Source organism: Nonomuraea longispora, assembly GCF_004348345.1.
GTDB lineage: Bacteria > Actinomycetota > Actinomycetes > Streptosporangiales > Streptosporangiaceae > Nonomuraea > Nonomuraea longispora.
Genome location: NZ_SMJZ01000228.1, coordinates 1 through 13,800 on the forward strand (window position 1 = coordinate 1; position 13,800 = coordinate 13,800).

General features: G+C 70.0%; 15 protein-coding genes. 7 read left to right on the forward strand and 8 right to left on the reverse strand.

Features of this window, described 5'->3' with window-relative positions:
* Positions 1–57: 57 nt before the first annotated feature.
* Positions 58–1,443: an ISL3 family transposase gene (locus E1267_RS37765; protein WP_246064506.1), complete on the reverse strand. Its 1,386-nt coding sequence runs from the start codon at positions 1,441–1,443 to the stop codon at positions 58–60.
* Between the two features lie 109 nt (positions 1,444–1,552).
* On the reverse strand, positions 1,553–2,254 hold the full coding sequence (locus tag E1267_RS37770; RefSeq protein WP_132340113.1) for a helix-turn-helix domain-containing protein: 702 nt from the start codon (positions 2,252–2,254) through the stop codon (positions 1,553–1,555).
* Positions 2,255–2,399: 145 nt separating this feature from the next.
* On the opposite strand from E1267_RS37770, the gene E1267_RS37775 reads away from it, so the two are divergent.
* Positions 2,400–2,867 (forward strand): ATP-binding protein, encoded by a 468-nt coding sequence (locus E1267_RS37775; RefSeq protein ID WP_132340115.1) that lies wholly within the window; start codon positions 2,400–2,402, stop codon positions 2,865–2,867.
* Between the two features lie 28 nt (positions 2,868–2,895).
* On the opposite strand, the gene E1267_RS37780 is transcribed toward E1267_RS37775, so the two are convergent.
* Positions 2,896–3,843 (reverse strand): NADP-dependent oxidoreductase, encoded by a 948-nt coding sequence (locus E1267_RS37780; RefSeq protein WP_132340117.1) that lies wholly within the window; start codon positions 3,841–3,843, stop codon positions 2,896–2,898.
* 95 nt (positions 3,844–3,938) lie between these two features.
* Between E1267_RS37780 and E1267_RS37785 the strand changes: the two genes are divergently transcribed.
* The 3 genes from E1267_RS37785 (at position 3,939) to E1267_RS37795 (ending at position 7,122) form a co-directional block, all read left to right on the forward strand.
* Positions 3,939–4,415, forward strand: a complete 477-nt coding sequence (locus tag E1267_RS37785) for a MarR family winged helix-turn-helix transcriptional regulator (RefSeq protein ID WP_132340118.1) — start codon at positions 3,939–3,941, stop codon at positions 4,413–4,415.
* Between the two features lie 150 nt (positions 4,416–4,565).
* Complete coding sequence (locus E1267_RS37790; protein WP_132340120.1) at positions 4,566–5,417, forward strand: AfsR/SARP family transcriptional regulator; 852 nt, start codon at positions 4,566–4,568, stop codon at positions 5,415–5,417.
* Complete coding sequence (locus E1267_RS37795) at positions 5,392–7,122, forward strand: tetratricopeptide repeat protein (RefSeq protein ID WP_132340121.1); 1,731 nt, start codon at positions 5,392–5,394, stop codon at positions 7,120–7,122. Before E1267_RS37790 ends, E1267_RS37795 begins: the two co-directional genes overlap by 26 nt.
* A 24-nt stretch (positions 7,123–7,146) precedes the next feature.
* Here E1267_RS37795 and urtE read toward each other — a convergent pair whose 3' ends face one another.
* From urtE to urtA, 5 genes are read right to left on the reverse strand one after another with little or no spacing between them, the layout of a single operon-like run.
* Positions 7,147–7,836, reverse strand: coding sequence for an urea ABC transporter ATP-binding subunit UrtE (gene urtE / locus E1267_RS37800; RefSeq protein WP_132340123.1), 690 nt, complete (start codon positions 7,834–7,836; stop codon positions 7,147–7,149).
* The gene (gene urtD / locus E1267_RS37805) at positions 7,814–8,563 is read right to left on the reverse strand and encodes an urea ABC transporter ATP-binding protein UrtD (protein ID WP_132340125.1); all 750 of its coding nucleotides are present in this window, start codon (positions 8,561–8,563) and stop codon (positions 7,814–7,816) included. The genes urtE and urtD overlap by 23 nt, the downstream gene beginning before the upstream one ends.
* Positions 8,547–9,563 (reverse strand): urea ABC transporter permease subunit UrtC, encoded by a 1,017-nt coding sequence (urtC, locus tag E1267_RS37810; RefSeq protein ID WP_132340127.1) that lies wholly within the window; start codon positions 9,561–9,563, stop codon positions 8,547–8,549. The genes urtD and urtC overlap by 17 nt, the downstream gene beginning before the upstream one ends.
* Complete coding sequence (urtB, locus tag E1267_RS37815) at positions 9,560–10,408, reverse strand: urea ABC transporter permease subunit UrtB (protein WP_132340129.1); 849 nt, start codon at positions 10,406–10,408, stop codon at positions 9,560–9,562. The genes urtC and urtB overlap by 4 nt, the downstream gene beginning before the upstream one ends.
* Complete coding sequence (gene urtA, locus E1267_RS37820) at positions 10,408–11,613, reverse strand: urea ABC transporter substrate-binding protein (RefSeq protein WP_132340131.1); 1,206 nt, start codon at positions 11,611–11,613, stop codon at positions 10,408–10,410. Before urtA ends, urtB begins: the two co-directional genes overlap by 1 nt.
* Positions 11,614–11,812: 199 nt before the next feature.
* Between urtA and E1267_RS37825 the strand changes: the two genes are divergently transcribed.
* The 3 genes from E1267_RS37825 to ureC form a co-directional block, all read left to right on the forward strand.
* A complete protein-coding gene (locus E1267_RS37825) occupies positions 11,813–12,115 on the forward strand; it encodes an urease subunit gamma (protein ID WP_132340133.1) in 303 nt (100 codons plus the stop codon).
* On the forward strand, positions 12,112–12,423 hold the full coding sequence (locus tag E1267_RS37830; protein WP_132340135.1) for an urease subunit beta: 312 nt from the start codon (positions 12,112–12,114) through the stop codon (positions 12,421–12,423). Before E1267_RS37825 ends, E1267_RS37830 begins: the two co-directional genes overlap by 4 nt.
* A partial coding sequence (gene ureC, locus E1267_RS37835) for an urease subunit alpha (protein WP_132340137.1) occupies positions 12,416–13,800 on the forward strand: 1,385 nt, incomplete at its 3' end. The genes E1267_RS37830 and ureC, both read left to right, overlap by 8 nt.

Consider the following 13,800-nt stretch of genomic DNA (forward strand, 5'->3'; position numbering starts at 1 on the left):
ACCGTTCACCCGGAAGGTGCGTCCGTTCTGTGCGATGTCTTGATCTAAGCAGTCAGATCATCGCAGGTCGGAGGCACCTTCTTCATTTATCGATCTTCGGAGTGAAATTCCGGCTGAATAGCCGAGGTTGAGGTGTCCGCGTCCGCGTCGGGTGGTGGCACAGCGGGTGCGCAGACGCTGGTTTTCGGGGTTGCGGAAGCCGTAGGCGTCGCGTGCGGTGGTCTTGATGACGCGGTTGGTGCCTTCCGAGCCGGCGTTGGTGATGCCGGTGCGGATAAAGGCGAGGATTTCCGGCCACCAGGTGTCGATTGTGGTGGCCAGGCGTTCAAGTTCGGGCAGGCCGGAGGCGGCGCAGCGGTCGTAGAAGCGAAACAGCCGATCGGCGATGACGCTCCGGTCGGGGTGGGTGCGGGCCAAGGCGAGCAGATCCAGCAGGTCTTCCTTGGCGTTCCACGCGGCCAGGATCGGCCTGCCCAGCCGCACGGGCAGAGCTTGCAGGTCATCGACCATCGGATCCAGTTGGGAGCCGTGCATCCGGGCCGCGGAGCGAGTGAGCCGGTTGCGCAACTCCCACTCGCGGTTGCCCTTGCGGCCGCGCCGCCCACGGATCTGCACAGTGACGCGGCGGCGGACCTCCGTGAGCGCCTGGTTGGCCAGTTGCACGACGTGGAAGTGGTCGACCACCAGCGTGGCGTGCGGCAACACGGCGCGTACGGCGGACTTGAAGATGGTGCACATATCGATCGCGACGAAGGCCACCTGCCGCCGCCAAGAGGCGTCACGTTCGTTAAGCCAGCCGGTGACAGCGGCGATGGTGCGGCCCTCTACCTGACCGAGCAGACCCTGCTCACCGGACAGGTCCACGAAGCCGGTATGCCAGCGATCCACCGCCGTCGTCCAGGTGCCGGTGGCCTCCTCCAGCACCCAGCGAGCACGGCCCCGGCGGACCTCGTCGATACCCAGCACGGTGACCGTTTCGGGCTGGGCGGGCAGCACCCGGCGGGCATGCTCGGTGAACGCCGCTGACACGATCGGCCAGGACACCCCGTGATCCCGCGCCGACTGGATCACCGTTCGCCCGCCATCTCCCACGGCGGCACCGGTGGCCTGGCGTAATCGCACCGTCAGCCGCGACCGCGCGGGGATCTGCGGCACCTGCTCGGTGAACGTCTGACGCGGGCAGGACGCCTGATCACAGCACCAGCGACGCTTACGCCAGCGCAACCCACACCGCCGGCCTGCCACCGGTAGATCCCGCGGCCGGGTGGTCACCCATTCCTTCATCCGGACCGCGGCAACCCCGCACTGCGGGCAGCATCTGGCCCGCTCATCCGCGGTGGCCAGGTGCACCACCGGCCCCTCCTGCGATCCCTCACCTGCGGCGACGACCTTCGTGACGGCCACCCCGTCCAGACCGAGCAGCAGCGTCGTATCGTTGACCATGCTCCGTTGACCATGCTCGTGGCTTCTCTATGTGATCTTCTTGCCTCGACAACAAGAAGAATCACCGGGAGTCACGAGCCCTCTCAAGCCCTCTGCGCCCGGCGAGACCTCAAACCCGATCAAGTTCGAAGAGCCCGTATGCCGTGTCCGGGGTCCCGTGAGCCTGTGTGACAGCGAATCCCCCAAGAAGTCCGGTCGTGGAGTAGGCGTCGAGCGGGAGAACCTGGATGGTGATCCGGGGCGCCTGGGATGCTTCGAGAAGACGAGTGAGTTGCGCGGCCATCACAGCGCGACTGCCGATCGGGCGGTGGAGGACACCCTCGTCAAGCACAACCCAGAGGAGGGGTGGTCTGGGCCGCCGAAGGATCGATTGCCGTTCCATGCGCGCGGTCAGGTGCTCTTCGACCTCCTCCGGTGTCACACCAGGTTCGCCGCTCAGAATGGCCCGAGCGTAGTCCGCCGTTTGGAGCAGACCGGGCACGATGAGCGGCTCCCACGTTCTGATCGTCTCTGCTGTGGCTTCGACGTCGAGCCAGGGTCGGAACCACGACGGAGCCGATGCGTGGCTCACCATCGGCCAGAGCCGCATCAGCGCACCCTCCGCCTCGAGCGTCTCGTCGCAGAGCCGGGCGAACTCCTCGGTCGGTGCCCGCCTGGCTGTCTCGATCATGCTGATCGTGCCGACGGAATAGGACACCTCCTTCGACAGGCGGAGCTGGGACCAACCTCGGGCCTTGCGGTATCGCCGTAGCTCGAAGCCGAAGAGCGCGGTCGGCGAGTCGGCGGGGCAAAGCTCGCTTTCCTTGGGCACCTGACCTCCGGGGTTCCACGCGTTTCAACCGGAGCTTCACTACAACGGTTGATCGCAATTCGAATCCAACCCACTACTAAGTGTAGTCAAAGCTTGGGATCGTCGTACGGCAGACAGAGGTCGGCGACTTCGAGTAGGTGAAACCGTGCAAGCAGCGAGTTCCGGGCCGCAGGTCATCGGTTCGATTCATCTGGCGGGCATTCGTGAGTCCGTTCCCCGGGCACGTGCCGAGGTGCGCAGATGGCTGGGGGACGACCACCCTGCAGTCGACGAGGCCGTGCTGGCCGTGTCCGAGCTCATGACGAACGCCCTCCGGCACTCCGACCCCAAGCCGTACGACCTCATCGGTCTCACGGTCGCGGCGACCGGCGGGACGGTCTATGTCGGTGTGCGGGATCCCGGCTCCACGTTCTCCGCACCCCATATCCGGCAGGAGCCGGAGGCGGATGACGGGCGCGGATTGCTGATCATCAACGAGATCGCCCAGGAATGGGGCGTGCGGGAGCATGGCCACGGGCTTGGCCGCACCGTATGGTGCGCCATCCGAGCCGTCTCTCCTGTCGTCACATCAGCGCCCGCACCGGCCGAGGGTGCGGCGGTCGAGATCGGGTAGCCGGTCGACCGTCAGTGTCGGCTCGGGCCTATCCGGTCATCGAGAGGATGAGTTTGCCGCGGGTGTGCCGGGCGAGGGCCTGGTCGAGGGCTGCCGACGCCTGGTCGAGGGAGAGCGTTTCGAGTTGCGGCGGGCGCAGGCGACCCTGGCCGATCTGCTCCGCCATGCCGGTGAGAGCGGCCGTGGTGACCATGGTCATGGTGTTGACGGCGGTCAGGCCGCGGTCGGTCAGGGTCTGCTCGTCGGCGCCCAGTGCGCAGGACGCCACTCGCCCGTCCGGTTCGAGGTGTGTGCTGAGCCCGGTGACCAGGTCCTTGTCGCCGGAAGTGTCGAGCAGGGCGCTGATCCGGCCCGGCCGGAGGGCGGCGAGTGCTTCCTCGGTGTTCCCGGCGGTGTAGTCGATGACGTGGGCGGCGCCGAGTTCGCGGGCGTACTCGGCGTTCTCCCCGCGGCAGACGGCGATCACGGTGGCGCCGTGGCCGGCGGCGAGTTGGACCAGGATGCTGCCGACGCCGCCGGTGGCGCCGACGACGAGTACGGTCCGCCCGGCGCTCACCGGGGCCGCGTCCAGCAGGGTGAGTGCGGTCGCTCCAGGCGTGGGCAGGGCTGCCGCCTCGGCATGGCTCAGCTTCGCGGGTTTGCGGGTGATGGCGGCGGCGGACATGACGGCGTACTCGGCGTAGGTGCCCTCGCCGAAGTAGGTCTTGCCCGCCGATCCGAACACCTCGTCGCCGGGATCCACGTCCACGACCCCGCTGCCGACCGCGTCGACGACTCCCGAGGCGTCCGTCCCGGGGATCAGCGGTAAGCGGTGCTCGGCCATCTCCCGCATGAAGCCCTGCGCGGAGAACGCGTCGACGGGGTTGACCCCGGCGGCCTGGACACGTACGCGGACCTGGCCTTCCCCGGGCTCGGGGACCGGAACGCCCCGGATCTCCCCGGGGGCTCCAAGGGAATCGATGATGTAGGCGAGCACCGCTGGTCCTCCTTCGCTTTTCCGTAACAAGCCAAGAACGTACAGCTTTAGATCGTCTAGAGCAAGGACATCTCACCTTGGTCTAGTATGGGGGCATGGAGCAGCAGGCTGCCGGGCCCGCCGGTTTGGAGGAGTCGGCGATGTGGCTGATGGCGCGCATCGTCCAGCAGATCCGCGCCAGGACCACCGACCGGCAGGCCGAGGAACAGACCTCCATCACCCCTCGCGAGTTCGTGGTGTTGTCCACCGCCGACGGCCGGGCCCTCACCCAGCTGGAGCTGGGGCAGGCCGCGGGGATCGACAAATCCACCCTCGTGATCACCCTGGACGACCTCGAACGCCGCGGTCTGGTCTCCCGCCGGCCGGCGCCCGCGGACCGGCGTCGCCGCGTCATCGAGATCACCGGCGCGGGCCGCGACGCTCTCGCCCAGGTCGGCCGGCTCATGCGGGAAGTCGAGAACGAAGTGCTGGGAGGCCTGGCGGCCGATGAGCGCGAGGAACTGCTCGCTTTCCTGCGCCGCGTCGTCACCACCGAGATGACCGAGTCCCGGCCGCAAGGCTCCTGCGTCTAGCTGCGCACCGTGTCCGTCCGGCCCGCCGGATGGGTGGATCAGGTCGCTTCCGCCGGTTCGGGCGCCTCCTCCGACGCTCCCCGATGTGCCATCCTGATCGGCATCTCTCCTCGCAAGCTCGAAGGCTCGAAGGCTCGAAGGAAGGGTCGTGTGGACTTTCGCATCATGGGGCCGCTCGAGGTGCGCGACGGCGAGCGGGATCTGACGCCCACGACACCCAAGCTGCGCGATCTGCTGGCCATGTTCCTGCTCAACGCCGGTCACCCGCTGACGGTCGAGCGGCTGCGGCGGCTGTTGTGGCCCCGCGAGGGAGGCGATCGCTCCGATTCCCTGGTCCGCGGCTACGTCGGCCGGCTCAGGCAGCTGCTCGGCAAGGACGTGATCGGCACGGTGTCGGGGTCGTACGTGTTGTCCCTCGGCGACGGCAGGCTCGACGTCGACCGGTTCCGGCTGCTGGTCGACAGGGGCGCCTACGACGAGGCGCTGACGTTGTGGCGCGGCGAGGTGCTGGAGGACGTCGACCCGGAGGGCGAGCGGTGGTCGGAGACGCGCCGGCTGCGCGAGGAACTCGGTGAGCTGCGCCTGCTCGCCCTCGAACGCAGGCTGCAGGCCGGCCTGGACGCGGGCCGCCACCGCGAGCTGCTGGCCGAGCTACGCGGGCTGACCCGGCGACATCCGACGTGGCAGCGCTTCCGCGGCCAGTACATGCTGGCCCTCTACCGCAGCGGCCGCCGGGTGGACGCGCTGGCCGCGTACGCGGTGCTGCGCGACCAGCTCGACGGCGGCCACGCGATCGAGCCGGACCCGGAGTTGCAGCTGCTCTACCACCGCATGTTGTACGACGACGCGTCGCTGCACGTGTCGGCGGGTCCCCCGGTGCTGCTGCCGCCCGACGTGGCGGGTTTCACGGGCCGGACCGCCCTGCTCGACCAGGTGATCGGCGGGGCAGGCGAGCGCGGGCAAGTCGGCGCTGGCCGTGCACGCGGCCTGGCGGGGGCGTGAGGCTTTCCCCGACGGCATCCTGTACGCCGACCTGCGCGAGACGACGGCGCCGTCGGCGGTGCTCGAGGACTTCCTGCGCTGGCTGGGCTGCCCCGCCCAGGCGATCCCCGCGTCGCTGGCGCAGCGCGAACGGCTCTTCCGCACGTACGCCGCCGCCCGCAAGCTGCTGGTGGTGCTCGACAACGCGACCGGCGAGGCCCAGGTACAGCCGCTGCTGACGTCCTGCCCGACGGTCGTGACCAGCCGTTCCTCGCTCGGCGGGCTGACCGGGGCGCGCCGGTTGTCCATCGGCGTGCTGGACGACAAGGAGGCGCTCGACCTGCTCGCGCGGTGTTCCGGCCGCACGCCGGACGACGCCATGCGCAGGCTGGCGCGGTTCTGCGGCGGGCTGCCGATCGCGCTGCTCATCGCCGGTTCCCGGCTGGCGGCCAGGCCGGAGTGGACCGTCGACTACCTGGTGCGCCTGCTGGAGGACGAGGACGAGCGGCTCGACCGGCTGCATGCCGGCGACCAGACGGTGCGCAGCGCGCTCGCCATCGGCTTCGACGGGCTGCCGGAGCCGGCCAGGCTGACGTTGCGCGGGCTCGGTGCGGTGTCGGCGCCCGACGTCGCCGACTGGGTGACCGAGCAGCTCGGCGGGCAGGCCGAGACGCTGGTGGACGCGGGCCTGCTGGAGACGTCCGGGGTCGACGTGGCGGGCCAGGTTCGTTATCGCATGCACGACCTGACCAGGTTGTTCGCCCGCGAGCAGCCCGTCCCCGGGGTGCTGGCGCGAGTGGCGGCCGTGGTGCTGGACAGGGTGCGGGCCTCGCGGTTCCCGCTGGTGTCGGGCGGCCCTGCCACGGCCGTGGCCACCAGGGACATCAGGGAGTCGGTCGAATGGCTGGCGGCCGAGCGGGCGTTCCTGGTGAGCCTGGTCGCCGACCTGCACGCGGCGGGGCTCGACGACGAGTGCTGGCGGCTGGCGCACCTGCTGGGGCCCTTCCTCGAACGCCACCGCTACCTCGACGACTGGCGTACGGTGACCGGACCCGCGCTGGAGTCGGCGCGGCGGTCGGCCGGCGACCGGGGCGAGGCGCTGATCCTGCTGGATCTGGGTGACCTGCACCTGGCGGAGCGGGAGTGGCAACGCGCGTACGAACGGCTGGAGTGCGCCCTCGACATGGTCAGGCGGCAGGGCCGCGCCCGCGACGTCCACCACGCCGTACGCCGCCTGGCCCGCGTCCACCTGGAGCTGGGACGGCTGGAGGAGGCCGAGCGGACACTGCGTACCTGTCTGAAGGAGGCCGGCAACGAGCGCGACACGGCCGACGCCGAGCGGGTGCTGGGCGCGGTGTCGCGCCGCACCGGCCGGCTCGACGAGGCCGGCGAGCTGCTGGCTGCCGCCGTCGGGCGGCTGGCCGAGCTGGGCGACCGGCACCGGCAGGCCGACACGCTGCTCGACCTGTCGGCGGTACGCCTGGCGCAGGCCGCCAAACCGGCCGCCAGGGCCGCCGCCGAGCAGGCCAGGGGCATCGCCGTACGCCTCGGCGACCGGCTGCTCGACGCGCACGCGCTGCTGGCCCTGGCCCGGGTCAACCGGGCGGAGGGCGCGACCGGGCGGGCGCGCGAGCTGGCCGGGGCGGCGCTGGAGGTCTTCGAGCAGACCGGCGACCGGCAGGCCGCCGCCAACACCCGGGCGTTCCTGGCACAGATCCCGCAGTGACGCCGCAGCGACACCCGCGATGTCTCACACGGCCAGCAGGCGGCGGACGTCCTCGCGGTGCAGGTCCTGGGCGGTGCCGGTGCGCACCACGTGCCCGCCGTCGAGGATGGCGAACGTGTCGGCCAGCCGCAGCGCGATGTCGAGGTACTGCTCCACGAGCAGCAGGGGCAGGCCGTCAGCGTGCAGGCGTTCAATGGCGGCCTCGATCTCCAGGATGATCGACGGCTGGATGCCCTCGGTCGGCTCGTCGAGGACGAGCATCCTCGGTCTGGTCACGAGGGCGCGGGCCATGGCGAGCTGCTGCTGCTGGCCGCCCGACAGGTGGCCGGCGCTCCGTTTGAGCAGCGGCTTGAGCGCGGGGAAGAGGTCGAGGGCCTCGTCGAGGGCCTGCTTGGGCTGCTTGGCGGCCTCCAGGGTCACCAGCAGGTTGTCCTGGACCGACAGCTGTGGGAAACACCGGTGGCCCTGCGGCACGTACCCCATGCCGAGCCGCACCCGCTCGTGCGGCTTGAGTTTCGTGACGTCGCGGCCGTCGAACGTGACCGTGCCGGCGACCGCCGGCAGCACGCCCATGACGGTGTTGAGCAGCGTGGTCTTGCCGACGCCGTTGCGGCCCATGACGCACACGAGCTGCCCGGCGCCCACCTCCAGCGAGACGCCGAACAACACGCGCGCCCTCCCGTACCCGGACTCAAGGCCTGTGACCGACAGCATCGCTCGCCTTCCTCCCCAGGTAGACCTCCTGCACGCGGGGGTCGGCGCTGACCTGGTCGACCGAGCCCTCCACGAGCACCCTGCCCTCGTGCAGCACGGTCACTGTCGAGGCGTGCCGCCGCAGGAACTCCATGTCGTGCTCCACCACGACCACCGTGTGGTCGTCGGCGATCCGCGTGAGCAACTCGCCGGTGCGCTCGCGCTCGTCCTTGGACATGCCCGCGACCGGCTCGTCCAGGAGCAGCAGCCGGGGACGCTGCGCCAGCAGCATCCCGATCTCGAGCCACTGGCGCTGGCCGTGGGAGAGAACCCCGGCTGAACGTTCGGCGAGGTCTTCGAGCCCGGTTCTGGCGAGCGCCTCGGCGACGGCCTCCGAGACGCCCCTGCGCCGCCTGGCCAGCGTCCACAGCGGCCTGCGGAAGCCGGCGGCGAGGTCGAGGTTCTCGATCACGGTGAGCTCCTCGAAGACGACGGACGTCTGGAACGTGCGGCCGACGCCGAGCCGTACGATCTGGTGCTCTTTCCTGCCCACCAGGTCGTGGCCGGCGAAACGCACGCTGCCCGCCACCGGCCTGGTCAAACCAGTGATCACGTCGATCAGGGTGGTCTTGCCCGCTCCGTTGGGCCCGATGAGGAAGCGCAGTTCGCCGTCGGGCACGGTCAGGTTCACGCCGTCGAGCGCGCGGAAGCCGTCGAACACGACCTGGACGTCACGTAGTTCGAGCACGTCGCCACCTCTCCGCCACCCCGATGATTCCCTTCGGGGCGAGCGTCATGACCAGGATGAACAGGGCGCCCTGCAGGTAGAGCCAGCCGTCGGCGAACTGCTCGCTGAACGCCGTCTGCGCGTAACCCATGACGACTGCGCCGAGCACGGCCCCGGCCAGCGCGTGCCGGCCGCCGACCGCCACCGCGACGACCAGCTCCAGCGACGGCACCACGCCGAGCAGGGCGGGCGAGATGATGCCGACGACGGGGACGAACAGCGCGCCCGCCAGTCCTGCCATGCCCGCCGACAGGGCGAATGTGACGGTCTTGACCAGGGCCGGGTCGTAGCCGAGGAAACGCACCCGGTCCTCACCGTCCCTGATCGCGACGAGCAGCCGGCCGTACCGGCTGTTCACCAGTTGCCGGGTGGCGAGGTAGAGCACGCCCAGTACGGACGCCACCACCAGGTAGAGCCCGCGCTGCGTGGAGTCGTCGGCGAGGTCCTGGCCGAACACGTCGAAGAAGTTCGTCATGCCGTTGGTGCCGCCGGTCAGGCCCTGCTGCCCGACCAGCAGGATGACCATGGCGGCGGCCAGCGCCTGGGTGAGGATCGCGAAGTACGCGCCGCGTACGCGCTGCCGGAACACCAGCGTGCCGAGCACGGCGGCGATCAGCATCGGCCCCAGCACGGCCGTGGCCAGGGCGAGGACCGGGTCGCCGAACGGCACCCACAACGCGGGCAGCTCCTCCACCCCGCTCCACACCATGAAGTCGGGCAGCCCGCCGCCCTCGGTGAGCTTGAGGTGCATCGCCATGGAGTAGCCGCCGAGCCCGAAGAACACTCCCTGGCCGAGGGTGAGCATGCCGGCCTGCCCCCACGCCAGCCCGATGCCGAGCGCGACGATCGCGTAACACAGGTACTTGGCCAGCAGGCTCAGCCGGAAGGGCTCCAGCAGCAGCGGAGCGACCACGAGCACGATCACCGCCACGGCCGCGAAGGGCAGGTTCCTCCTGATCATGTGAGCGCCCGCGATCTGAGCACGAACATGCCCTGCGGCCGCACCTGCAGGAACGCGATGACGGCGGCGAGCACGATGACCTTCGCGAGTGAGGCGTCCGACCAGAACTCCGCGTACGAGTTGAGCAGGCCCAGCCCGGCGGCCGCGAGCACGGCGCCCCGCAGTTGCCCGAGCCCGCCCGCCACGACGACGAGGAACGCGTCGACGATGTAGTACGTGCCGAGCGCCGGCCCGACGGGCCCGATGAGCGTCAGCGCCACCCCGGCCACGCCCGCCAGCCCAGACCCCACGAAGAAGGTCAGCATGTCCACCCGGCCGGTGTCGATGCCGCTGGTCGCGGCCAGCCGCCGGTTCTGCACGACGGCCTGGGTCCTGCGCCCGAGTCTGGTGCGGGTGAGGTAGGCCCAGACGGCGACGACCCCGGCCACCGCCAGCCCCATGATGAACAGCCGGTTGTACGGCAGGATGCCGACCCCTCCCGACAACCACGCGGGGGCGGGCACCTGGACGTTGGGTGCGCCGAACAGGTCGCGGGCGAGCTGCTGCAGCACCAGGCTGACGCCCCAGGTCAGCAGCAGCGTGTCGAGGGGGCGGCCGTAGAAGTGCCGGATGGCGGCCCGTTCGAGGATCAGCCCCATGGTCCCGGCGACCAGGAACGCCGCGGGCAGTGCCGGCACGAGGTCGCCCAGCAGGAACGCGGTGTACGCCCCCGCCATGATGAACTCGCCGTGCGCCATGTTGATCACGCCCATCTGCCCGAAGGTGAACGTGAGCCCGAGCGCGATGAGCAGCAGCACCGCCCCGATGGACAACCCGATCGGCAGCTGGTTGGCGAAGGCGGACATCACTGACCGGCCAGCCCGGCCGCCCACGGGTAGCCCTTGAGGTAGGGGTCCGGCTTGATCGGCTCGCCGGAGTCCCACACTTGCTTGATCAGGCCGTCGGGCTGGACGATGCCGATGCGGGCGGTCTTGTACAGGTGCTGGCTCTCGCCGTCGATGGTGACCAGGCCCTCGGGGCGTTCGAGCGCGATGCCGCCCGCGGCCTTCCTGACCGCCTCGACCTCGGTCGTGCCGGCCTTCTTGACGGCCTCGGCCCACAGGTAGACGGCGTTGTAGCCGGCCTCCATGGGGTCGCTGGTGACCTTGTCCTGGCCGTACCTGGCCTTGTAGGCCTTGACGAACGCCTTGTTCGCGGAGGTGTCGGTGGTCTGGTAGTAGTTCCAGGCGACCGGCTGGCCGACGACGTTGTCCACGCCGATGCCGGTGACCTCCTCCTCGGCGATGCTGACCGACAGCACGGGCATGCTTTCGGCCGTGGCTCCCGTGCTCTTGAGGGCCTTGAAGAACGCGACGTTCGAGTCGCCGTTGAGCGTGTTGAAGACGGCGTCCGGCCTGGCCTGCGTGACCTTGTTGACCAGCGTGGAGTATTCGGTGTGGCCGAGCGGGGTGTACTCCTCGCCGAGGATCTCCATGCCGTTCGCGGCCGCGTACGCCTTGATGATCTTGTTGGCGGTGCGGGGGAAGACGTAGTCGCTGCCCACCAGGAACAACCGTTTCTTGCCCTGTTCCTTCAGGTAGTCGAGGCCGGGGATGATCTGCTGGTTGGTGGTGGCGCCCGTGTAGAAGATGTACGGCGAGCTCTCCAGCCCTTCGTACTGCACCGGATACCACAGCAGAGCCTTGTAGCGTTCGAAGACCGGGAGCATCGCCTTCCTGCTGGCCGACGTCCAGCCGCCGAAGACGGTGGCGACCTTGTCCTGCCTGATCAGTTTCGTGGCCTTCTCGGCGAACGTGGGCCAGTCGGAGGCGCCGTCCTCCACCACGGGCACGAGTTGCTTGCCGAGCACGCCTCCGGCCTTGTTGATCTCTTCGATGGCGAGAAGTTCGGCGTCGCGCACGGTGACCTCGCTGATGGCCATCGTGCCGCTGAGCGAGTGGAGGATGCCGACCTTGATGTCGCCGGAGTCGCCGGCCGGCCGGGCGTCTGACCCGCAGGCCGCAAGGGACAAGACGAGGATCGCGGAGACAATCGGGCGGGGGATGCGCACAGCCGTTCCTTCCTGCCGACCGGTACTGCGAGAAAGGTGGACCGGCGAGATTTCCCGGGAAGATCCCGCGCGTTAAGACACGATTGCCGGATGTTCACAAGCGCACTTATTCCGACATACGGCAGTGCGGCGCGACGGCGAAACCCGCCCGACATCACCCGGCAACAGCCAGGAAACGGCCGGTTCCTATGGTCCGGCCATGCGGCTAACCTCACACGAGCAGGAACGGCTGCTCATCCACGTCGCCGCCGGGGTGGCGCGCGAGCGGCAGGCCAGGGGCCTGCGGCTCAACCATCCCGAGGCTACCGCCGTCATCGCGTCGTTCCTCATGGAGGGCGCCAGGGACGGGCGCAGCGTCGCCGACCTGATGGAGGCGGGGCGGTCGGTGCTCGACCGCGCCGACGTCATGGACGGTGTGCCCGAGATGCTGGAAAGCGTCCAGGTCGAGGCCACGTTCCCCGACGGCACGAAGCTCGTCACCGTGCACAGGCCGATCCCGTGATCCCGGGCGAGTACGTGCATCCCGAGGGGGCGATCGAGCTCAACCCGGGACGCGAGCGGGTCACGGTGCGGGTGGTCAACACCGCCGACCGGCCGGTGCAGGTGGGTTCCCACTACCATTTCGCGGCCGCCAACCCGGGGCTGGAGTTCGACAGGAAGGCGGCCTGGGGGATGCGACTCGACGTGCCGTCCGGGACGGCGGTCAGGTTCGAGCCGGGCGTCGAGCGTGACGTGCGGCTGGTGCCGATCGCGGGCGGGCGGGTGGTGCCGGGCCTGCGGCCGGAGTGGGCGGGGCCGCTCGATGGCTGACGTCTCGCGTGCGCGTTACGCGGCACTGTACGGGCCGACCACCGGCGACCGGGTCCGGCTGGCCGACACCGACCTGTTCATCGAGGTCACCGAGGACCGCGCGATGGGTCCGTCGGGAGCCGGCGACGAGGCCGTCTTCGGCGGCGGCAAGGTCATCCGCGAGTCGATGGGCCAGGCGCGGGCCACGCGTGCGGAGGGCGCGGCCGACCTCGTCATCACCGGTGCGCTCATCCTCGACCACTGGGGCGTGGTGAAGGCCGACGTCGGCGTCCGCGACGGCCGGGTTCTCGCCATCGGCAAGGCCGGCAACCCCGACACGATGGACGGCGTCGACCTGGTCATCGGGCCGTCCACGGAGGTGCTGGCGGGCAACGGCAAGATCCTCACCGCCGGGGCCGTCGACTCCCACGTGCACCTCATCTGCCCGCAACTGCTCGACGAGGCCATCGGGTCCGGGGTCACCACGATCGTCGGGGGCGGCACGGGACCCGTCGAGGGCACCAAGGCGACGACCGTCACCGGCACCTGGTACCTCGGCCGGATGCTGGAGGCGCTCGACGCGTACCCGCTGAACTTCGCGCTGCTCGGCAAGGGCAACACGGTCAGCGCGGAGGGGCTGCGCGAGCAGCTCGCCGCCGGGGCCTCCGGCTTCAAGCTGCACGAGGACTGGGGTTCGACGCCCGCCGCCATCGACGCCTGCCTGCGCGTGGCCGAGGCGGCGGGCGTGCAGGTGACGCTGCACACCGACACGCTGAACGAGGCCGGGTTCGTCGAGTCGACGCTGGAGGCCATCGGCGACCGGACGATCCACGCGTACCACACGGAAGGGGCGGGCGGCGGGCACGCGCCCGACATCATCCGCGTGGCCGGCCGGCCCAACATCCTGCCGTCCTCCACCAACCCCACCCGGCCGCACACCGCCAACACGCTCGACGAGCACCTCGACATGCTGATGGTCTGCCACCATCTCAACCCGGCCGTCCCCGAGGACCTGGCCTTCGCCGAGTCGCGCATCAGGCCCTCGACGATGGCGGCCGAGGACGTGCTGCACGACCTCGGGGCGATCTCGATGATCGGCTCCGACTCGCAGGCGATGGGGCGGATCGGGGAGACGATCATCCGTACGTGGCAGACGGCGCATGTGATGAAGGGGCGGCGGGGTTCGCTCGGCGGAGGGCCAGCGGACAATCTGCGCGCTCAGCGCTATATCGCGAAATATACGATATGTCCGGCTATCGCCCATGGGCTGGACGCGGAGCTCGGCTCCGTCGAGCCCGGCAAGCTCGCCGACCTCGTGGTGTGGAGCCCCGCGTTCTTCGGGGTCAAGCCCGACCTCGTGCTGAAGGGCGGCGTGGTCGCGTGGGCCCAGATGGGCGA